19 protein-coding genes and 1 pseudogene are annotated in these 20870 nt (G+C 69.0%); 10 read left to right on the forward strand and 10 right to left on the reverse strand.

Annotation, left to right across the window (positions count from 1 at the left end; genetic code table 11):
- The 6 genes and pseudogenes from ACSIH6_RS20800 to ACSIH6_RS20825 all read left to right on the forward strand — a co-directional run.
- Positions 1 to 232, forward strand: a pseudogene (locus tag ACSIH6_RS20800) (phosphotransferase); the annotation flags it as partial.
- Positions 233 to 402: 170 nt separating this feature from the next.
- Positions 403 to 1677 carry a methyltransferase, FxLD system gene (gene fxlM, locus ACSIH6_RS20805; protein ID WP_435109975.1) on the forward strand — a complete coding sequence of 425 codons (1275 nt, stop codon included), beginning with the start codon at positions 403 to 405 and terminating at the stop codon, positions 1675 to 1677.
- Positions 1678 to 1713: 36 nt separating this feature from the next.
- The gene (locus ACSIH6_RS20810) at positions 1714 to 1881 is read left to right on the forward strand and encodes a hypothetical protein (protein WP_435109976.1); all 168 of its coding nucleotides are present in this window, start codon (positions 1714 to 1716) and stop codon (positions 1879 to 1881) included.
- A gap of 24 nt (positions 1882 to 1905) precedes the next feature.
- Complete coding sequence (locus tag ACSIH6_RS20815; RefSeq protein ID WP_435109977.1) at positions 1906 to 5010, forward strand: lantibiotic dehydratase; 3105 nt, start codon at positions 1906 to 1908, stop codon at positions 5008 to 5010.
- 29 nt (positions 5011 to 5039) lie between these two features.
- The gene (locus tag ACSIH6_RS20820) at positions 5040 to 6200 is read left to right on the forward strand and encodes a lanthionine synthetase C family protein (RefSeq protein WP_435109978.1); all 1161 of its coding nucleotides are present in this window, start codon (positions 5040 to 5042) and stop codon (positions 6198 to 6200) included.
- Positions 6201 to 6220: 20 nt separating this feature from the next.
- Positions 6221 to 7084 (forward strand): thiopeptide-type bacteriocin biosynthesis protein, encoded by an 864-nt coding sequence (locus tag ACSIH6_RS20825; RefSeq protein ID WP_435109979.1) that lies wholly within the window; start codon positions 6221 to 6223, stop codon positions 7082 to 7084.
- On the opposite strand, the gene ACSIH6_RS20830 is transcribed toward ACSIH6_RS20825, so the two are convergent.
- The 6 genes from ACSIH6_RS20830 to ACSIH6_RS20855 all read right to left on the reverse strand — a co-directional run bounded on the left by ACSIH6_RS20830 (position 7059) and on the right by ACSIH6_RS20855 (position 12592).
- Positions 7059 to 7382, reverse strand: coding sequence for a hypothetical protein (locus tag ACSIH6_RS20830; RefSeq protein WP_435109980.1), 324 nt, complete (start codon positions 7380 to 7382; stop codon positions 7059 to 7061). The two genes, ACSIH6_RS20825 and ACSIH6_RS20830, sit on opposite strands and share 26 nt — an antisense overlap.
- Positions 7379 to 8443, reverse strand: a complete 1065-nt coding sequence (locus tag ACSIH6_RS20835; RefSeq protein ID WP_435109981.1) for a phosphotransferase enzyme family protein — start codon at positions 8441 to 8443, stop codon at positions 7379 to 7381. The genes ACSIH6_RS20830 and ACSIH6_RS20835 overlap by 4 nt, the downstream gene beginning before the upstream one ends.
- Positions 8440 to 9495 (reverse strand): glycosyltransferase family protein, encoded by a 1056-nt coding sequence (locus tag ACSIH6_RS20840; RefSeq protein ID WP_435109982.1) that lies wholly within the window; start codon positions 9493 to 9495, stop codon positions 8440 to 8442. Before ACSIH6_RS20840 ends, ACSIH6_RS20835 begins: the two co-directional genes overlap by 4 nt.
- Positions 9492 to 10148, reverse strand: coding sequence for a hypothetical protein (locus ACSIH6_RS20845; protein WP_435109983.1), 657 nt, complete (start codon positions 10146 to 10148; stop codon positions 9492 to 9494). The genes ACSIH6_RS20840 and ACSIH6_RS20845 overlap by 4 nt, the downstream gene beginning before the upstream one ends.
- A gap of 197 nt (positions 10149 to 10345) precedes the next feature.
- Complete coding sequence (locus ACSIH6_RS20850; RefSeq protein WP_435109984.1) at positions 10346 to 11119, reverse strand: NYN domain-containing protein; 774 nt, start codon at positions 11117 to 11119, stop codon at positions 10346 to 10348.
- A gap of 267 nt (positions 11120 to 11386) precedes the next feature.
- Positions 11387 to 12592 (reverse strand): methyltransferase domain-containing protein, encoded by a 1206-nt coding sequence (locus ACSIH6_RS20855; protein ID WP_435109985.1) that lies wholly within the window; start codon positions 12590 to 12592, stop codon positions 11387 to 11389.
- A gap of 2169 nt (positions 12593 to 14761) precedes the next feature.
- Here ACSIH6_RS20855 and ACSIH6_RS20860 point away from each other — a divergent pair.
- Complete coding sequence (locus ACSIH6_RS20860; RefSeq protein ID WP_435109986.1) at positions 14762 to 15040, forward strand: hypothetical protein; 279 nt, start codon at positions 14762 to 14764, stop codon at positions 15038 to 15040.
- Positions 15041 to 15844: 804 nt separating this feature from the next.
- Here ACSIH6_RS20860 and ACSIH6_RS20865 read toward each other — a convergent pair.
- The 4 genes from ACSIH6_RS20865 to ACSIH6_RS20880 all read right to left on the reverse strand — a co-directional run bounded on the left by ACSIH6_RS20865 (position 15845) and on the right by ACSIH6_RS20880 (position 18527).
- Positions 15845 to 15982 carry a hypothetical protein gene (locus ACSIH6_RS20865; protein ID WP_435109987.1) on the reverse strand — a complete coding sequence of 46 codons (138 nt, stop codon included), beginning with the start codon at positions 15980 to 15982 and terminating at the stop codon, positions 15845 to 15847.
- A gap of 160 nt (positions 15983 to 16142) precedes the next feature.
- On the reverse strand, positions 16143 to 16472 hold the full coding sequence (locus ACSIH6_RS20870; protein WP_435109988.1) for a hypothetical protein: 330 nt from the start codon (positions 16470 to 16472) through the stop codon (positions 16143 to 16145).
- A gap of 238 nt (positions 16473 to 16710) precedes the next feature.
- Positions 16711 to 17949: a methyltransferase, FxLD system gene (gene fxlM, locus ACSIH6_RS20875; RefSeq protein ID WP_435109989.1), complete on the reverse strand. Its 1239-nt coding sequence runs from the start codon at positions 17947 to 17949 to the stop codon at positions 16711 to 16713.
- Between the two features lie 245 nt (positions 17950 to 18194).
- Complete coding sequence (locus ACSIH6_RS20880; protein WP_435109990.1) at positions 18195 to 18527, reverse strand: hypothetical protein; 333 nt, start codon at positions 18525 to 18527, stop codon at positions 18195 to 18197.
- 216 nt (positions 18528 to 18743) lie between these two features.
- Here ACSIH6_RS20880 and ACSIH6_RS20885 point away from each other — a divergent pair, with 216 nt between their 5' ends.
- The 3 genes from ACSIH6_RS20885 (at position 18744) to ACSIH6_RS20895 (ending at position 20857) form a co-directional block, all read left to right on the forward strand.
- Positions 18744 to 19193 carry an NUDIX hydrolase gene (locus tag ACSIH6_RS20885; RefSeq protein WP_435109991.1) on the forward strand — a complete coding sequence of 150 codons (450 nt, stop codon included), beginning with the start codon at positions 18744 to 18746 and terminating at the stop codon, positions 19191 to 19193.
- A gap of 54 nt (positions 19194 to 19247) precedes the next feature.
- Positions 19248 to 20447: a helix-turn-helix domain-containing protein gene (locus ACSIH6_RS20890; RefSeq protein WP_435109992.1), complete on the forward strand. Its 1200-nt coding sequence runs from the start codon at positions 19248 to 19250 to the stop codon at positions 20445 to 20447.
- Positions 20448 to 20710: 263 nt separating this feature from the next.
- Positions 20711 to 20857: a hypothetical protein gene (locus tag ACSIH6_RS20895; protein WP_435109993.1), complete on the forward strand. Its 147-nt coding sequence runs from the start codon at positions 20711 to 20713 to the stop codon at positions 20855 to 20857.
- Positions 20858 to 20870 lie beyond the last annotated feature (13 nt).

Below are 20870 nucleotides of genomic sequence, written 5' to 3' on the forward strand. Positions count from 1 at the left end.
GCAGGCCCCGATCGGATACGACGCCGCGGTCCTGCACGCCTACGCCCTCACCCACTCGGAGACCGCGACCAAGGTCCGCGAGGTCTTCGCGGACGTGCTCGACACCGCCGACGGTAGGCTCGCGCACCTGATCATCTGCGCCGAGATCATTCAAGCCGCCCCACGAGACGCACTGCACGCACGCCTGGCCCCACACGCGCGCGCATTCGCGCTCGCCCTGCTCGCCAGCTGACTACTCGCTGCAGTCACGTCTCTGGCTTTGGACCTGTTCCCTCATCGGGGGGAACGTCCGTCCCTTCGGGGGACCTTCCTGGTCTTGGCACCACAACTGAGGTCCACCGCGAGGGCGAAAACCATCCGAATTCACTGCGATTCCAAGAAAGACCGTGCCACGATCGTGGGATGAACAGCCATCCGACTGACCCAACCTCCAGCGCCGCCGAACCGCCCTCGACCCCCGATGCCGAGACGCTGCGCGCAGCGATGGTCGAGCGCATCAAGGACCGTCAGCGCGCCCTCGGCGCACCGCTCCCGCCGACGGTGGAACGCGCGCTGGGCGCAGTTCCACGGCACCTGTTCACCCCCGGCTCGAAGTTGGAGGCTGCCTACGGCGACGGGTCGGTGATCACCAAGACGGACGAGCGCGGCGTCAACCTCAGTGCGGTCTCCGCGCCGCCGACCATCGCCGGCATGCTCGGCCAACTCGGCGTGGAACCCGGCCAGCGAGTGCTGGAGATCGGCAGCGGGGGCTATAACGCGGCCCTGCTGGCCGAGTTGGTCGGCCCCGAGGGCGAGGTGACCACGATGGACATCGACGTCGAGGTCGTGGACCGGGCACGGCAGTGTCTGGACCGGGCCGGGTACGGCCGGGTCAGGACCGTGTGCGGCGACGGAGCGTTCGGCGCACCAGACTTCGGCCCCTACGACCGGCTGGTCGTCACCGTGGGCGCTGAGGACATCCCTGAGTCCTGGACCGAACAGCTGGCCCCCCAGGGGCGGATGGTCGTGCCGCTGCGCACCCGAGCCCTGATGCGGTCCTGGGCCCTGGATCGCGACGGTGACCGGCTGGTCAGCCGCTCCCACCTGATGTGCGGGTTCGTACCGATGCAGGGAGCGGGACGCCGCCAGCGCGCCCGGATCGACCTGCAGAGCGCAGCCGTCACTCTGTGGGCAGATGAGGGCCCCGACATCGACGCCGCAGCGGTGGAGAAGGCGTTGTCGTCCCCGCGCGCTCAGGCGTGGTCGGGTGTGACCCGCAAGCGCGGAGAACCCTTCGGCGACCTGGACCTGTGGCTGGCGACCACGTTGGAGGGCGCGTGCGTGCTCACCGCCACCCAGGACGCCGTGGACCGGGATGTAGTTGCCCCGTCCTGGCGTCTGGGAACCCCAGCGTTGGTGGAGGGAACGAGCTTGGCCTACCGGGCCAAGCAGCGCCCCGTCGGAGACGACGGTGACACCTTCGAGTTCGGTGCCTTCGCCCACGGCCCCGACGCCCAGCGCCTGGCCGATCTGTTGGCCGAGCGGTTTCGCGTGTGGGACAACCACGTGCGCGGCCGACTCCGACCGCACATGGAGGTCTACCCCTCCGGCGTGAACGACATCGACCTTCCCAGTGGGCGCGTGGTGGACAAGCCGCACAGCCGCATCGTGCTGTCCTGGCACGCGCCGACCACCTAGACCCCTGTTTCATTTAGTGATTGGAGAAAGAACCCCATGCACACTGCCGCCCCCCACGAGAACCCTGCCGTCCCCCACGTGGTCGAGGATGAGGGCCTGGAGCTCGACGTGAGCTTCGTCGCCGCCGGCGTCCCTGTCCAAGGGATGGAGACCGAGGACTGCACCAGCGACGGTTGCGGCGACACTTCCGCGGACGACTGCTAGCACAGGCGAGAGGGGCGGCCCAGGATGACCACGCCGTTTGCCAGCATCGACGCGGCCATGATCCGCCTGGCCGCCCCCACCGATACACCACCGCCCTGGCCCGACCTGACCGGTGAGAGTCCGCAGCAGGTGGCTCACTGGCGCGCGTGGCTGACCCGAATCTGGGCGGAGCCCTGCCTGGCCGAGGCGATCGAGATCGCCAGCCCGCACCTGGCAGCCAGGATCGAAGACGTATGCGCCACTCGTCTGGCTCAGCCACGCCGAGTTCGACGCGTGGTGGAATCGGTGGTGCGTTACCTGCTACGCCAGCGCACCCGCGCCACTCCCTTCGGCCTGTTCGCCGGGGTGGCCCCGGTGCGTCTCGGCACCCGCACCACCATCAGTTCAGAGCAGGCAGGGGCGGTCATAGCCCGCCCGGACGCGGTGTGGCTCGCCTCCTTCATCTCCGATCTGGAAAGCCAGCAGCCCTTGCTGGTGTGTCTGAGCGTGGTGGCCGACAACCGGGCCTTCGCTCGCGATGGCCGGTGGGTCCTTGCCTGGCGCAGCGACCCCGCCGGTGGCCCAAGGCCTGACATCGGTGAGGTGTCGGTGCGCCGCACCCGCGCGGTCCGGCTCGCCGTCGAGGCCGCCCGCTCACCCATCACGGTGCGTACCCTCACTGACCACCTCGAAGCTGAGCTGCCCGGGGCGAGCCGGGTAGCCATCACGAACCTGCTGGCCGCCCTGGTCGCCCAGCAGGTGCTGATCACCAGCCTGCGCCCGCCCATGGAAACCACCGACCCGCTCAACCACCTACTCGCCCGTCTGAGTGAGGTCGACCGGCACGGTCATCACGGCGAGCAGGTGAGCGCGCTGGAGTCCGTGCGTGACATGCTGGCCGCCTACGGTCGCGAGCCCACGCCGCAGCGCCGACGCGCCCTGCGCGCACAAGCCCTTGATCGGATGAGGGCCCTGCACTCTGGATCTGAACCCCAGATCGCGGTGGACCTGCGCGTGGATGGGTCCGTCGCGCTCCCACACGCCGTGGCGCGCGAAGCCGAACACGCGGCCGCGGCCTTGACCGCACTGGCACCCCACCCCACAGGTCCCCCGGTCTGGCACGTCTGGCACGCCCGCTTTCTGGAGCGCTACGGCGAGAACGCCCTCGTGCCGCTGGGCGAGGTCACCGACCCGGCCATCGGGCTGGGGTGGCCACCCGGCTACCTCGGCGCCCCCGATACGGTCCCCCTTCCTGCGCTGAGCAAGCGCGATCGCGCCCTGCTGCGCCTGGCCCAACAGGCCGCTGTGGACTCCACTCGGGAAGTCGTGCTGGACCGGGAGCGACTACGCGCGCTGACCCAGGCCTGCGGCGCAGCACCCACCAGCCTGGCCCCCCACACCGAACTACGGTTCAGCCTCCAAGCACCCACTCCCACCGCGGTCGACGAGGGCGCGTTCACGCTGAGCATCATCGGCGCCTCCCGCCAGGCCGGCACCCTCACCGGGCGCTTCCTGGGCCTGATGGAGCCGACCGAGCGCGCACGCATGAAGAATGCGCTGGCCGCGGCCCCCTCCCTGGCCCCCGGCGCGATCCGCACCCAGCTCTGCTGCCCCCCGCTGGCCCAACGCACCCACGACGTCGCCCGAGCCCCGGCCGTGCTGCCGCGTATCGTGCTGGGCCAGCACCCCGACGCTGCGGCCGACGGACCCGACATCGATGTGCAGGACCTGGCCGTGACCGGCGACAGCAAGGGCCTGCGCCTGGTGTCGCTGAGCTCGGGCCGCCCGGTGGAGCCCACCCTGTTCAACGCGGTGGCACTGCGCCGCGCCGCCCACCCGCTCGCCCGGTTCCTGTGCGAGGTCACCACGGCTCGCACCGGAGCCTGCCGCACCTTCGACTGGGGTGCGGCCCAAGACCTGCCGTTCCTGCCGCGCCTGCGCTACCGACGTACCGTTTTAGCGCCGGCCCGCTGGAACCTCACCGCCGCCGACCTCCCCGGCCCCACGACCCCTTGGGCGCGATGGCACCAGGCCTGGCAGGAACTCCACCAGCGCCTGAGACTGCCCGAGTCGGTGCTGCTGGGCGAGTACGACCGCCATGTACGCCTGGACACGGCCGAGCCTGCCCACCTGGCACTGCTGCGCCGCCACCTGGAGACCACCGGTCACGCCCACCTCACCGAAGCTGCGCCCACCGCCGACCACGGCTGGATCAAAGGGCGCGCTCATGAAATCGTGCTACCGATGGCCGCCCCCGCGCCGGCCCCACCGGCTGATCCGCCACCCCGGCCCACGCGCCCAATCCGCCACGGCGGCCACCACCCCGGCACCTCATCGTGGCTGTATGCGCGCCTGCACGCCCATCCCGACCGCCATGACGCCCTCCTCGCCGTCCACGTGCGCGCCCTACTGGAGCAGTGGCGCGAAGGACCACCGCAAGGAATCTGGTTCGTGCGCTCCCGCGATCCGGCCCCCCACCTGCGGCTGCGCATGCGCCTGCACGGTCCCAACGACTACGGCGCCGCAGCCCAACGACTGGGCTCCTGGGTCAATTCCCTGCGCGATCAAGGCCTGGTGAGCGCCCTCACGTTGGAGACCTACTATCCCGAGGTCGCGCGTTTTGGCACCGGCCCCGCCATGGCCGCCGCCGAGACCCTCTTCGCCGCCGACTCCGCAGCAGTGCTGACCCAACTCACCACCGCACCGGGCAGCTGGTACCTCCAGGCCATCACCGCGGCGAGCATCGCCGACCTGGCCCAGGCTTTCACCGGCGGCCCCCGCCAAGGCCACCGCTGGCTGGTCAACCATCCCCCACCCCGGCCCACTTCGCCCCCACCGCGCGAGGTGAGCGAACAGGCACTGGCCTTGGCCGACCCTGACCTCGGCCCCGCCCTGCTGTCCACAACCCCCGGCGGAGAGGCATTGGTACAAGCCTGGCAACAGCGCCGCACGGCCGCGGCCGCCTACCGTGCATGCCTGGACGATCAGGGCCTCGATGCCGACCGCATCCTGTCCAGCCTGCTGCACCTGCACCACAACCGCATGATCGGCCCCGACCGGGAAGCCGAACGCGGCTGCCTAAGGCTGGCCCGCGCCAGCGCGCTCACACACACCGCCCGCGCCGAACGGAGAGCGCCATCACCGCACTGACCCCCCACTCCCGCCCGGTCGCCCACGCGATGGCAGAACGTCTCACCCACCCCGACATCGCGGCGCCCCTGCTCGCCCCCGCCCAATCCCTGTCGGCTGGGGCCGCCGGGGTGGCGCTGTTGCACATCGAACGGGCCCGCGCCCACGAGGGACCGTGGGACCGCGTCCACGCCTGGCTGAGCGAAGCGACCAGCACCCCGCTCACCACCGGCCCTCAAGCCAGTCTCTTCCTGGGCGCCCCAGCCCTGGCATTCGCTCTGGCGAGCGCCGAGGGACAGCGACGCTATACCGCAACTGCACGTGCCCTGGACGAGCGCCTCAACGATTTGACCCGCGAACGCCTGAGCCAGGCCCACGCCCGTATCGACCGCGGTGCCCGCCCATCGGTGTCGGAGTTCGATCTCATCAACGGCCTGACCGGCCTAGGTGCCCTCTGGTGGCGCCGCGACCCGCACGGGCCCCTGCTGGGAGAGATCCTGACCTACCTCGTTCGGCTCAGTACACCCATCCGGGGCCTTCCCGGGTGGTGGAGTGCTCGACCGCCCTCGGGACGCCGCGCTCGCGCCACCACCGGCGGGCATTCCAACCAGGGCATGGCACACGGCATCGGCGGGGTCCTTTCACTCCTGGCCCTGGCCGCACGTGCTCGCGTCACCGTCCCCGGTCACACCGAGGCCCTGAACCGCATCTGTGCCTGGTTCGATCAGTGGCGCCAAGACCATCACGCCGGCCCTTGGTGGCCTGAGATCCTCACCCGCGAAGACCTGTTGCGCGGCCAGCCCTTGCAGTCCCGGCCCGGGCGCCCCTCCTGGTGCTACGGCACCCCCGGCCTGGCCCGCGCCCAGCAGCTCGCCGGACTGGCCACCGGCGACACCGCCCGGTGCCACATGGCCGAACAGGCCTTGGCCGGATGTCTCAGTGACCCCGGCCAGCTCGCCCTCCTCAGCGATCACGGCCTGTGCCACGGCACCGCCGGCGTCTTCCAAGCCTCGTGGCGCGCCGCCGCTGAGACCTCCAGCTCTGCGCTCACCACCCACATGGGAGCGCTGGCCACACGTCTGAGCGGACCCGAACCCGACGAGCCCGGGGGGTTCTTGCGTGGTACGGCGGGGCGCGCCCTGGCCTTGGGCACAGCAACCGCCGGACAGCCGCCCGCCAGCGGGTGGGACTCCTGCCTCCTGCTCAACTGAGACCCTCCGGAGCTGCACCCATGTCGATCCCCACCGACTCCAGCACGCGCTGGCGTCAGATCAACATCCCCTTCACCTCCGCGTCGGTGGCCGAACACCATCTCGCAACCGACCTGGGCCCCGCGCTCATCGCGGCGGAAGACTCCGGTCTCCTCCAGAAGTGGTGGTTCCTCCGTAAACAACCATGGCGCCTGCGCTACCTGCCCACCCCGACCGCCGAACCCGAGCACGCCGCGGCCGCCGTACAGAAAGCGGTCCGAGGTCTGCGCGACAGCGGGATCACCCAGTTCACCACCACGATCTATGAACCCGAGACGCACGCTTTCGGCGGCCCGGCGAGTATGCGCGCTGCCCACACGCTGTTCCACATCGACAGCCGCAACATCGCCACCCACCTGGCATCCCCCGTGACCAGCTCCTCAACGCACGTCCATCACAGCGGACGGCGCCGAGAGATGTCGTTGCTGCTGTGCACCGCCCTCATGCGCGCTGCCGGTTTGGATCGCTATGAGCAGGGCGACGTGTGGGCCCGTATCGCCGCCCACCGCCCCCAAACCAGCACCGATCCTCAGCACCTCACCACCGCCGTGCAGACGCTGGTCAGCGTCGACACCGCCCCCGGGACCCAGTTGCGCGTTACTGGTTCCCTCGCCTACGCCGATGAGTGGTTCACCGCCTTCGAGCGCACAGGCCACACGCTCCGCCACCTCGCCAACGCGGGCGAGCTCACCCGCGGCATCCGCGCCGTCATCACCCACCACGTCCTCTTCCACTGGAACCGCATAGGGCTGTCCACTTCTGACCAAGCCGGGCTCGCCCGCGCCGCCGAACGCATGTCCTTCGCCGACCCACGCACACTCACCCCGAGCTCCGACCAGCTGTGAGGCGGCCCGCGGCCCAGCGCGGACTAACTGTGGCGGTGCTTCCCAGCTCGCCAGGGCTCACCGATGGGTGAGGGTGTCGGGGCCGGACGGGGGGTGGGGGGCGCCAGGTGAGGCGGAGCAGCGGGTCGCCATCGTGTGCGCTCGCGCTCAGGTGCATCCCGTCGCTGGTGCGGGTGGGGTGCAGGTGGTGGCGGTCGGCGACCTCGCGCGCCAGGCGGTCGATGTCGGCCATGGCCACCGGGCCGTGGACCACCTCCCACGATTCGGCGGCGGTGGTTGGGGCGGGCGGGAACGTCACGGGGACTCCTGAGGAAGATGGTCGTGGGCGAGCCGGTCGAGCATGCGGTCGATGTGGGGCAGGTGGTCCAGCAGGGTGCGGGCCGCACGGTGGCGCAGTACCCAGAAGTCGTCCAGGGCGTCCTGGTCCAGGCCGGGTTTGAGGTAGTGCTGCTTGACCCCGTACAGGCTGCGCACCAGTTGCAGGAGGGCGATGGTGCCGCAGGTGCGCACGTCCGTCCTGCGGGTGCCGGGGTGGGCATCCAGGTAGGCGGTGATGAACGCCTCGGCGAGCCCCATCCAGTCCCTGGAGCCGGTGACGGTGTGGGGGTAGAACGCCATGCGGCCCAGGTCGTAGGCGACCAGGTCGGGGCGGGGCGGACCGAAGTCCAGCACCGCCGCCAACTCCTCCCCGTGCGGGGTGAACAGGAGGTTGACGGGGCTGTAGTCGCCGTGCAGGACCTGCACCGTCAGCGCGTCATCGACCCGGGCGGCCAGTGCGGGCAGGTGGGTGAGCATGGTGCGCCGCTCGGCCAGGGTGGCCGCGGCCACCGCGTCGAAGGCGTCCGCTCGGGTGCGGGTGTCGATGGCGGCGAGGATCGTCTCGATCGTCGCGGCCAGGCCGACGGTGTCGGTGGTGCACCACCCGGACAGGGCGACGTCGCGGTCGGCGTCGGCGACGGGCAGGTCGGCGAACGCGGCGTGGATGCGGCCCAGCGCCCGCCCCGCCTGGACGCAGTGGTGCGCCTGGGGGTGGGTCACCACGTGCCCGTCCACCCACCCCCAGACGGAGAACGCCACCGGGCTCTGGGTGTGCAGGAGGTGCCCGTCCAGGTCGCGGATCAGCGGGGCGACGGGCACCCCGTGGGCGCCGGCGCGCTCGGATAGGGCGAGGGCCCCGTGTTCGGCGTCCAGGTCGGTGCCCTTCGGGTAGGTCTTGACGAACACCCGGCGCCCACCCGAGGTAGTGCCGCGCAGGTTGATGGTGTTCTGGCCGCCCCGCACCGGGGTCAGGGCGGCGTCAGGCAGGTCGTAGTGGCGGGCGAGCGCGGCGGCGATCGGTACCAGGTCGGGGGCACTCATACAGCGGAGCCCTTTCCTTCGGGTCGACGGTGTGTGGTTCCTCGGTTCTCCCACAGCTCGTGGGCCAGGCGGGTGTAGGCCGCGCCGATGGCCGGCCACCGCCCCGCAGCGCTGGCCGGGGCGTGCGGCGCGGCCGGGGACGCGGCCTCCCAGGAGGCCAGCGCCACCTCCGGCCCGCCGCGGTGGGGGTAGAGCAGGCGGGGATGGTGGTCAGTCATCTCGGTGATGGCGGGCAGATCGGGGGCGATCACTGGGCATCCGAACCCCACCGCGGTGCCGACCGAGCTGGGGTGCAGGACGCGGGTGAAGAACTCCCGCACCCCGTCGCTGCGGTAGAGGCACCATGCGGTGTCCGCGGCCGCGTACAGGGCCGCGGTGTGGTGGGGGTGGACCCGTTCGGCCACCAGGTGCGGGGTGCGGTCGGGGCCGACGATCACCAGGTGGGCGGTGGTGGTGGCCCGGCCGAACGCGGCCGCGGCGGCGGGCAGGCCCTTGTAGGCGGTGAGGTTGCCCAGCACCAGCAGTGTCCGGTGGGAGTGCATGCGCTCGACGACCGCGGCCAGGGGGGCGGGCAGCGGCTCCTGTGCGGGTGGGGGGCTCAGGCCCGCCCCTCCGGCGACGGTGATCGGCGCGTCGGTCAGGGCGGCCAGGTGGGTGGCATCAGCGCGGGTGTGGGCGATCACCGCGTCGGCCAGTCCTAGCACGCCGTGGGCGGCCACGTGTTCGGCTTCGCCGGGCGGCGGGCCGTCGATGGGCAGCAGGTTGTGCACGGTCCAGGCCACCGCCCATCCGGCGGTGCGCAACCCGGCCAGCTGTTCCAGCATCCGGTGAGCCGCGGCCGTGGTGCGGTCCCCGGCGTGGTTGCGGTACAGGCGTTTGAGCCGGTGCAGGTTCACCACTCCGGGTGGGCCCGGCCAGGAGGCGAGGGCGTCCAGGTCCGGGCGGAACTGCGGCCGCAGGCCGGTGATGTGGGTGTGGAGTTCCCGGAGGTAGGGGCTGGGCCAGGCGGGGTAGTTGGTGATGACCACCGATGGGCGGGCCGGTGGGGTCATGGTCGAGGGGTCTCCTGTTTGCAGAGGGTGCGCCACCACCGGGTCAGGGAGCGGTGACGGTCCAGGCATACAGCTCGGCTGCGGTCGGCGCCGGTCCATTCCACGGCCACCTCCACTGGCTGGCCGGTGTGGATCCGGGCGGCGAGGTCGCGGGCGGCCTGCTCATGGCCGCCGGTGGTGGTCTCGGTGCCGTTGTCGCTCAGGTGCAGCACCCGCACCCGGTCGGCCACCGCCCCCCACCGCTTCTCCATGCCCGCGCTGTGCACGGTGCGGGCGTGGGTGAGCTGGGCGGTGTCGGCCAACACCCCCATCGAGGGGTCGGTGTCCAGCAGGTCGAGGAGTACTCGGTGCGGGGCCGCTTGCCACCAGGCGGGGTGGTGGAGTTCGACCACCACCGGCACCGCAAGGTCCACCAGGGCCGGGACGGGGGTGGTCAACGGGTGGCGGGCCAGTAGCCGCACCCATCCTGCTCCTACCGCCGCGGCGGCCCGGGCCAGGGACTCCAGTTCCAGGCGTGCCCGGTCCGGGGCGGCGACAGCGGGGTGGATGTCGGCGAGGTCGAGGCCGGCGAGGTCGAGGCCGGCGGTGACGCCGATGATCGGCACCGTCCCTGCGGCGGCCAGGCGCCACTTCTCCCATGCGTCCGGGGGCACACCGACTCAGTCGAGCCGTGGGTGCAGCCAGCCGGAGCAGGGCCGCATCGCCTACCTGGGAAAGATCCGGGGTAAGGGGGCATGACACGGAGCAGGCCCAACCCGAGTCACCCCTTCAGGTACGGCCACGACCAGACGCCATCAAGGAGGAGATCGTTGGCACCACCCCCTGGTGGTGCTTCACATGGTCGACGGGCTCATGGGGCCGATGCGTTGCTCTGGCGTTTGTCGCGGGCATAGATGACGGTCGACTTGCCGTTGCCTGGAGTGCGACGGTCCAACTCGAACAGGGTGGTGGCGGCGAGCACATCGCTGAGCTTGGTGTAGCCGTAGCTACGGGAATCGAAATCCGGCCGTTGCTTGGTGATGATGTGGCCCACGACAGCCAGCGGGGCCCAGCCGTCATCGTCGGAAGAGGCCTCCACGGCGTGACGGAGCAGGTTGACCAGAGCGGTGTCGCCCTTCAGCGTGGCCGTCGGTGTCCGCGCAGGCTGTTTCGCCTCGGCTGGGGCGGCGCTGGCGTGTAGGTTCTCGATGTAGATGAACTTGTCGCACGCCGCGACGAACGGCTTGGGTGTCTTGCGTTCCCCGAAGCCGAAGACGGTCAGACCTGCCTCACGGATCCGGGAGGCCAAGCGGGTGAAGTCGCTGTCGCTGGAGACGAGGCAGAACCCGTCGAAGCGCTCGGTGTAGAGCAGGTCCATCGCGTCGATGACCATCGCGGAGTCGGTAGCGTTCTTGCCCGTGGTGTAGGAGAACTGCTGAATCGGCTGGATGGACTGGGCGAGCAACTGGTTCTTCCATCCCTTCAGCTGGGTGCCGGTCCAGTCGCCGTAGGCGCGTTTGACGTGAGCGGTGCCATACCTGGCGACCTCCGCCAACAGTTCCTCGACCATGGCGGGTTTGGCGTTGTCAGCGTCGATCAGCACCGCCAGTTTCGTGGCGTGCTCGACAGGGGCGGCTGTGGCCATGCGCTACGGCTCCATCCGGTGAAGAAGGGGCACCAGTCGGGGGAGGGGCTCTGCCACCAACATGGCACGGCGCCCGTGCGCTGTGAAAGCCACAAGCGCCTTGTCATCGCTCGAAACGACCGGGCACATCCAGCTAGCGGGTCCTGGCCGCGGCGGTGGTCTGCTCGGGCGAGCGAGCCCTCACCGGGTCCGCTGTGACCAGCGCCAGGTCCCGCCAGCGCGAACATCAAAGGCAGATTGACGGGCGCACACGACCGGCCCGGACACCTACCGGCCAGAGTGGACACCGCCAGGCGTCCCCGAAACCAGGTTGCCAGGTTCATCGACCCACAACCGCCGTTCCCCAGCGGCGGTCACCGAGATTCCGAGGCGCCCGCGGTCCGGAGCCCCCGCCGCTTCCCACAAGCGGCGCGCGTGATCGATCTCCGCACCCAAGTCCCGGGGGCCGAACCGGTGCGCCTCGAAGTCATCGTCTTCGGGAACGTACTCGACCAAGGCCCACGATCCCCGCCGGTCGAACAGGTAGATGGTCGCCTCGCCGCTGTCGTCTCCCGCGTGGTAACGGACCACGTTCAGGTGCTTCACCAACGCTCCGACCATCAATGCCAGACCGCCAGCTGGGTCGGCGTCGCACACCGGCATCGGGTTGATGGTGGTGCGGTACTCCACGGCGCCGGCAGCCTGCTCATCGATGAAGTCCCTCCATCCCCCAGCAGGCACCCGTTGATCGCGCAACCACATGAACGGTGCGTCGCCGATCACGCGCCCGTGCGCCATACCCTGCTCGTCGACGACCAGCCGCAGCAAGTTCGTGGTCGCGAAACCGGTCGCCCACGGGGTGACGATGACCCCTCCGGGGCGGGTCTGGCAGATCCACGCCCCGGGGATGTCCCGTGCCGCCACCGTGGCCAGCACCCGGTCAAAGGGTGCCCGGCCGGGCGCTCCGTGGGCACCATCCCCGACGAGCAACTGCGGCTTGTACCCGGCGGCAGCCAGGTTGGCTCTCGCCTGCTGAGCGAGGACCAGGTCGATCTCGATGGAAGTGACGTGCTCTGGGCCCAGGCGTTCGCACAAAAGCGCACAGTTGTACCCCGTCGCGGTACCGATCTCCAGGACATCCATCCCCGCGGTGACGTCCAGGGCTTGGAGCATGGCAACGACCAGGGAGGGCTGGGAGGCTGAGGAGGTGGCGCGGTCGCCGCGGCCGTCCGGGTAGGCGGGGGTGCCATCATCGACCTGGGTGATGACCGAGACGTCGTCATAGGCCCACCGGGACCAGTTCGGATGTGAGCGGGGAACGCAGATGAGCCTGCCGTCTCCGGCATCGACGTCCAAGCCCCAGACGGTGTCGGGAAGGAAAGCGTGCCTGGGCACCTTTTCCACAGCCTGACGCCAGGCCGGGTCGGTGAGGACACCGCGGTCCGCCAACCGGGCGGCCAGGGCGGATCGTCGTTCGATGTGCGGGTCGATCACGTGCCCTGCTTCTCCCCGCCGCCTCCGTGAGGGCTGGGATGCTGGGAGTCGTTGTCCTTGGGATCGCCGCGCTGGTCTTGCGGCTGGTCGGGGTTGGAGTGCTTGCCCATGTTCTGCTCTCCTTACGGTCCGCTGCGAGATGACTGTAACCGTGTGTGACCCTCTTGCTGTGGTGCTGACCGGATGTGGCCTGGATGCGGCAAGGACGCTTCGTTGAATGGGAATGCGGGAAGAGGCTCTATCCGCTCACACGGACTTGGGACACCGTCATGCCAGGGGTTGTCGAGCAGATGTAGGAGCTGTACGCGGGCCTGCTGGGTGTCGGACTCGACGGCACGGGCGTGGCGCTGTTTCCACAACACAGCGAGCCAACACAGGGCTCAGGTGACGACTTGTTGACCGGACTAGCGGAGGTGTCACGGGCGAGTCGTGGACTTCGGTACGTGCCGGGACAGCGGCACTCGGCTGGGATTCGTGTACGGAGTTGCGCAACACTAGCTTCGTACAGTTGCTACTCAGCTCGGGGCTGCGCCACCAAGAGGGCGGGTGACTGCTCACCGGCGAGCTGCACTCCCGGCGCCTGTGCCACGGCCGTCACATTCACGGGCGCATCGCCGGAGCCGTGTCCCGGGCCAAGAAGAGTCGCGCCTACTACGCCTCGGCCGAGGCCGTGGGCCTGGTCGAGGCTTACACGGTCTGCGGGCCACCGCGTACCTGGCCTCGAGACCGCAGGCATTGTCGCTTCATTCGGGGCGCCGAAGCGCTTGCGGAACTGTGTGGGGATGGCATATCCCAGCAGATCCGCGCATCGGTTTAGGTAGATGGCCCCGCCGTTGAGCCAGGAGCACAAACCAGACCCTGGACCGTCAGCAACCGGGGGTCCCCGCGAGGAGGGGGCCAGGGGGCCAGCTCCTCGACCACGCCCATGCTCGGGACGAAGTCCACGGCTTGGGCCCCTGGTCGTGGGTCAGCTGTGTGCGCTCTCGGCGGACCGTGAAGGGCCATCCCGACGTCTGTTCTTGCGACGAATACTTAAGGTGTGCGATCATGCTCACACGGCGACCGAGGGCGCCGCGTCTCCCCCATCTCCACCCGGCGCTGGGGCGCGAGGCCAAAACGGCGGTACCGCCCGCCCTCACCTTCCAACAACCGCTGCAGTGCGACAGGACTTCTTCGAGCGTGGCCGGGGCGCTGGGAGCCACCATGTCCCGTCACACCGAACTCATCCGAGCCCGCTCCGCCGCCACCGGGGAAAGCCACGCCACTGTTTTCAAGGCCATAGCCGCTTTGCCCGCTGGAGCGCCGGTCATCCCCGAGGCCACTGATGACCAAGCCCGACTGGAGACAGACCTCCTTTTGGAGCTTCGCGACCTAGGCACCATGGGCCCCCCATATGACCCGCCGCTGGGCATCACGCGCTGCACCCCCAGCCCGGACAGGGCGGTGTTGGAGATCGCTCGTCCACACCTGTCTGATGCATTGACCCTCTGGCTGCCCCGTAGCGATGCCGATAGCGAACCCTTGGGCGTTCCTGGTCTGCGCGTTCGGCACCGAGGCCGCTTCCTCGAGTTGCGCCAGCTGGGCCTGGACGCATTGGTCAAGATTCCCGCGACCCGAGCGCAGTGGTCTTGGGCCCGTGATCAGGTGCACGCTCTGCATACCTGCCTGGGGACTCCGCTCTGGAGCACAGATCCCCTCTCCCTGACTGCCCTGGAACGCCACACCATCGCCATGCGCCACAAGCACTTCCAAGGCCCGGGATCGCTGGAATCCGTCCGTCTGGGATCGGCGCTGCTACGCCGGTTGCGGCTGCTGAAGACACATAATGCGACGGGGGTCGCTGGATACTCGGATCTGTGGCGTGGGCTTCCCTCGTCCCGCTTCGGGGGCTTCCCCGTACACCTTGAGTGGGGGCGCCCCCACCATGTGGCGGCTCTGGCTCGCCAGTTGGCCGATCCTGCATCCCTGGTAGCGCTGCCCGGGGCTCTGCGCCAAACTCTGGAACAGAGCTCCTCCTCAACGATTCACATCCGCAGTGCTCATGACATCGAAGTAGCGCTGAGGCCCTGTCCAGTCTCATTCGACGGGCCTTTGTGGGACTGGGAGCGTCGTCTTCCCCTCCACGGCACGCACCAAGCCCCGCAGAAGAGGCCATCACATTTGTCTCCTGTGACTGTCCTCAACATACTCATCGACGCCTTCACAAACGAGCACTTTGGCCCTCTTGCCCGCGAAGAGCTGCAGATCAAGCCCAGGGGGAGCAACGGTTGGTATGTCGTCTTGCCCGACCGGATCCATCACCCGGTCGAGTACCTGCGCATCCTGGCCTGGTCCCGAGTGTTCGCAGGGTTGTGGCCGACCGACCTACAGGACGCTGTGGACGTTCATGACACTGGCCGCCTCCTCCGGATGGTGAAGCTCAGTGGGGTGGATGTGGCCTTTCATTGACCCCGCATCCGACCATGACCTGCGTACTCGCCTCTGTGAGAGGCTGCTGCATCACTCAGAAGGCGGTATCGCGACAACCACGATTTGCGGCACTCGGTTTCCGTAGACGCCGCATGCGTGAGCAGGTAGTGCCGAGGCTGCGTTCGGCGGTATCCCTTAACTATGCGCGTTCGCATCCTGGGTGCTGGACAGAGCCGTGACGCAGGCGCCCAAGGACGCGGCGTGGCCGACGGTACCTTGCCCATCACCTGCACTGGCGCACGCAGGGCACCGGAGGTGGCCCACCGGGACATGCGCCTCAGGGTGACGCAGCCCACGGGCACTTGCGCGCACCGCCCGGCGATACGCTCTCGGTCCAACCCCTCCAGGCTCTCCGAGTGTCATATCTGCGGTGGACAGCCCTTCAAGAACACGCAACACTGAACGTCCGACGCATGGAGGGAATCAGTGGTGACCGTACGAGTTCGTGATCTGGTGGTACCTCCTCGTATTGCCCGGTTGCCTCGTGTTGGAGCCCTACCTGTTCCCTGGGCCACTCAGTGGAAGAGCTCCGACACCAGTACCAGCATCACATTCACCGATCGCGGGCGCACGGTGACCTGCACCTGTCAACCTGGCAAGGGCACTCCCGTCTTCGGCCAACCCTGTCCGGACCGTCAGCGGCGCGCGGTCATCGATCGGCTGTGCAGCATCTGTGGCACGCCGATCAAGCCCACGAGCCAGTGCGCGTTCATGGTTGGCGAAAGTTATCCGGCAGGGGTCCTTGTGGAGCCGCCCACCCACCCGCGGTGTTTGTCTTTCGCTTTACACGCATGTCCGGTCCTCGCCAGTGCCCACGACGAGGGGAGCGTCCTTACCGCCCGCGAGTACACGGTCGTCGAGCAGCGCGCAGTCGGAGTCAAAGACGGCGAAGTGGTGCACCAACTTTTCGAAAGATCCCACCTGGGGGTGGTGGACCTGCTTGGTCTGATTCCGAAGGATGGTGCGCTAACGCCAGCCCGGGCATGGCTCGCGGCCAGGTCTAAGTGACTGCTTACCCTGCGGTTACGTCCACTCACCGGGGCGATGTCGTCGGCGACTTAGGCCCGGTAGGCGACTGATTTTACTGGTTCCGCACAACTTCCCCAGCCCCCCGAGCGATCTCACCCACGGTCTCGTCCAAGCGCTGGACGTCCTTGCGCAGGTTCTGAATTTCCAAGCCGATGTCCATCATCATCGCAATGACGCCGATCGCGGCCACCCGATCGGCGGGGACGTCCTCCAGAGCAGCGACGTAGCGGCCAGCTAGGGCGTCGATGCTGTCTTGGGCGAGCTGGAAAGCCGCTTCGGTGCCGCCGCCTTGAAAGCGAGCGTACTCATCCAGCAGCGTGTCGCGGTGCATGGTGCGTTCCTCCTGCGCGGTGGCGGAGGGACGGGCGGTGGTGCGTGCCATGGGCGGCGTTCTCCTTCTCGGTGGCGAGATCGGAACTAGGTCCTCACACAGCCGGGTTCGAGCGGGTGAGGCTGGTACGGCGGATGCTGCAAGCTCGAATCACCAAACCGCGAGACTCACACCAGTGAGCCTGGCGGTCAACCCAGCCAGATTGTTGATGCGTTCGCCCAGTGGTAGCGCAGGAGCTTTGGGGCGGTGCACCAGCGGGATACGGCTGGCGATCGAAGGGATCATCGTTCTAGCTCCGGCGCGGCCAGTCGATGACCAGGCGACTGTGGGGCTTGTCGATGACCAGCCGCGGGTCTGAGGCTGGCAGCCGGGTGCGGGCCTCACCGACGGCCATGCGGAAGGTCGGGGCGGGCGCGGCGTTGCCCCAGCCGGAGTCCCAGGCGCCGACCTCGGTGACGACCTGCTCGGTGAGTTCGGCGGCGCGCGGACCGTGGCCGATGACCCCGATCTCCCAGAACCTGCCCTGGTCGTCCTCGCCTTCGCGGATGGTGAAGTAGGCCAGGCTGCCACCGTCCAGGGCGGCCATCGCGCCCCAATGGAAGTGCGGGGTGAAGCCGGGTCGGGAGCCGGGCATGCGGGACAGCCCGTTGGGCAGCGCGCAGGCCAGGTACAGGTACAGCCACTCCCAGTTTCCATCCCCGCGGAGCTTCACCCCGGTGTAGGCCTTGGTCGGCTCATGGTCCAGCACGGTGCGCAGTGCCTCGTGGTCCACGTCCTGCTCGCTGAAGGTCTCCAGACGTACGTTTCCTTCGCCGGCCATGGGCACGCGGGTGCAGATGTCGTCGCACACGCCCTTGCGCAGGGGCACGAACGTGGCCATCTCGCAGGAGGTGGTCTTCCAGGTGTCGCGGTCGCGTTCGAAGGCGAAGCTGCGGGAGATGCTGCCGCGGATCCGCATCGGCAGGACCAAGCGTCCGCCGGGGGCGAGCTGGTCCAGGAGCTTGACCGGGATGTCACCGGCGCCGACGGTGAACTGGATGCGGTCGAAAGGTGCGTGCTCGGGCAGCCCAGCCGCGCCGTCGGCCAGCACCACGCTCACGTTCGAGGCTCCGGCCGCGGCGAGGTTCGCATGGGCGTTGTCGACGAGGTCCTGGTCGATGTCCATGGTCCACACATGACCCTGCGGACCCACCAGACGGCTCAAGACTGCGGCGTTGTAGCCGGTGGCGGCTCCGGCCTCCAAGACCCTGTGGCCGGGTTCGGCGCCCAGCTGCTCCAGCTGGGTGGCCACGATCGAGGGTGCGGAGATGCAGGAGATTATCGTGCCCGTCTCGTCGTGCTTGATGGGCACGGCGTCCTCGACGTAGGCGGTTTCAGGGTCGACGCCGGGTAGGAACCGGTGGCGCTCGACGGCCCGGAAGGCGGCGATGACCTCGGGGGAGCGCAGGTGGCCGGTGTCGGCCAGGCGGGTCACGAGCGCTTGGCGCAACTCGGCGGGGTCAACGGTGGCAGTCAGAGTGGTCCTCACCCCGCTCAGGTTAGAGGCCACGAAGGCTGACCGGCGGGTAAACACGTCATCTCCCTTTACGCCAGCGAAGATGAGCTGTCGGTTCAGTGAGGCAACCGTACGCACCCAGGTCTTCTCACAGGACGACTACGCGCTGCACCACTCGCACCCAAGCTGACTGCACTTCATCCACCGGCCGACATCCAGCGGCGGCTGCTGGGTGTCGGCCAGGCGGTGCGGTGATGCCCGGCCGCCAGGGCACGGGTTCAGCCATACCAGGGAGTCTCGGGGCGCTGCAGGAGCTGTACGCGGGCGTACAGGGCGCCGAACTCGTCGGCGCGGGTGTAGCGCTGATTCCACAGCGCGGCGAGCCAGGGCAGGGCGGAGAGGAGCTGGTGCTGGTTGGCGGGGGTGATACCGAGGCCGGGCATGAGCGCGAACAAGGTGCTATCAGGGATCTCGCGGGCGCTGATGTGTTCGATCAGGTCGGCGGCGTCGAAGAAGTCACTGCGGTGCCCGCTGTGCTGGAAGTCGACGCAGGCACTACTGTCGCCGTCGCGGAGCCTGTTGAGGAGGTTGAAGTCACCCCGGGAGAACACGGCGTGGCCACCGGCTCAGAGAGTTAGCCGCACTAGACCTGGATCGGTGGCGCTGGCATAGGGAAAAATCCTGGATCTGGGTGCCGGAGCGGGAGGCCACACTGTCGTCCCAACTCCTGAGCAAGGCGCGTACCCCTCACCCGGCGTTGCAGGAGCTGATGCGGCACCCTGGGGGACGTCTTCCGTCCATGTCGGTCGTCACCGAAGGAGCCAGCCATGACCAGGGCCGAGCCCACCGTAGACGTGTGCGTCCTGCTCACCCGCCAGGACGGCCGGGTCCTGCTCGGTCGTCGCCAAGCCACAGGGTTCGCCGACGGCCAGTACGGCATCCCCGGCGGGCACCTGGAGGCCGACGAGTCTGCCCCCCAGGGAGCGGCCCGTGAGCTCAAAGAAGAGCTCGGCGTGGTCATTGACCCCGCCGACCTGGTGTGCGCCCACGTGGCCCATCACCGCAACAGCAGGGGCAAGACCCGCATCGGTTTCTTCTTCACCACCACACGTTGGCAGGGCACCCCGAGCAACATGGAACCCGACCTGTGCTCGGGTCTGTCCTGGGAGGATCCCGCCGACCTGCCCGAGACCACGATCCCCTACATCGCCACGATCATCGACCGGATCCGGTCAGGCGAAACCTTCTCCACCCACGGCTGGAACGGGGCACACTGACCCCACAGCGGCCAGGAGCACGGCCGCCCCGACGTCACCCACAAGGTGGTGCCCGTGCCGACATCCCCTCACATCGGCCCCCAACTGGTCCGACACCGGCGCAGGCGTGCTCTGACCCAGGAAGAACTGGCCGCCGCAGCCGGAGTCAGCGTGGACGTGGTGCGCCGGTTGGAGCAGGGCAGGCGCACCAGTGCGCGCCTGGCCACCCTCGACGTCCTCGCTGATGCCCTGGGTTGCACCACTGCCGTACTGCTCACTCCCGAACAGTGCACCGCGGCCGAACCGCCGTTGGCGGTCGACGGAATCCGCCATGCCCTCACCTCGCCCGAGGCGCTCGGCCTGATCGAGTCCGCCGAGTCCACGCCCGCGGACCCGGCGGAGCTGCGTGAGCAGATACGACGGGTGTGGGCGCTCTACCAGGACGGCGCCTACACCCAGGTCACTGTCCGTCTGCCCGAACTCATCAGTCAGGCCCGCGCCGCCGCCCGCCAGGGTGGTGGAGACGCACAAATACAGGCGGAGGGCGTCTTGGCCACCGCCTGCCAGGCAGCGGCCGGGGTCACGATCACGTTGGGCCACAAGGACCTGGCGTTTCTGGCTGTGGAGCGGGCCATGGCCGCCGCCCGTGCCAGCGGATCGCACCTGCACCACGCGGCCGCCGCGAACTTCCTGTCCTGGATCTACCGCCGCCAGGGTCGCTTGGACGATGCAGAAAAGATCGCCACCCGTGCAGCTGAGACAGTCGAACCCCCTTGGAGTGGCGCAACCGAGGAGGAACTGGCGGTGTTCGGTGCGTTGCTGGTCAATGCCGCCGGTGCCGCTGCTCGCGCTGGAGGGGTACGACGCTGCCTTGACCTGACGGCTGTGGCACGGTCGGCCGCGGAACGCCTCGGGAGCGATCGGATCGACCAGTGGGCGGTATTCGGCCCCGGGGTGGTGGCGATGACCGCCGTCAACGACGCCGTCGAGCTCGACGACCTGGACCTGGCCCACCGCCTCATCGGACAGGTGCCCACCACGCGTGGAGTGCCAGCGTCCTGGCGGGCCCGCTATCTGCTCAACTGCGCCCACACCCGTGTTGAACTCCGGCACGATCAGCAGGCGACAGCGGCACTGCTGGAGGCGCACCGTAGCGCCCCCGAGTGGGTGCGCTACCACCCTCAAGCCCGCACCACGGCGCAGACACTGTTGGAACGCGGCAACGGACGACGCACCCCAGGTCTCATCGGACTCGCCCACCGATTGGAGGAGTGAAGAGGACCAGGCAGCGCTATATCGCGACGGTTACCGACACGGTTCACTGACGATGGGGGAGTCCTCGCCCGCGTGGACCCTCCTGAGGTGGACCAGGGCCCTCGCCTGCGTGGGTAGGCCACCACGGCCTACCGCACCAGATGCCGCCAGACCAGAGGGACAGCACGGCCCTTCACTCCATGAGGGAGCACGCCTACTTTCGGTGAGTGCAGAGGTTCGTCGACCGCGACGAATCCAGAGGACCCGAAGGGAAGGTCACGCCCATGGACACCGTGTTCGCCTACACGCCGCCCCAGGCCACCACACTCGGCACCGTCCACACCCACACCCTCGGGAATGTCCCCGAGGACAGCGAGGACAACGACCGCTACTTCACCGACGTCGGTGTCGGCGTCGAAGACGACGCGTAACCCTTCGCTCCGT

Source organism: Nocardiopsis synnemataformans, assembly GCF_965343085.1.
In the GTDB taxonomy this organism is placed as follows: Bacteria; Actinomycetota; Actinomycetes; order Streptosporangiales; family Streptosporangiaceae; genus Nocardiopsis; species Nocardiopsis alborubida.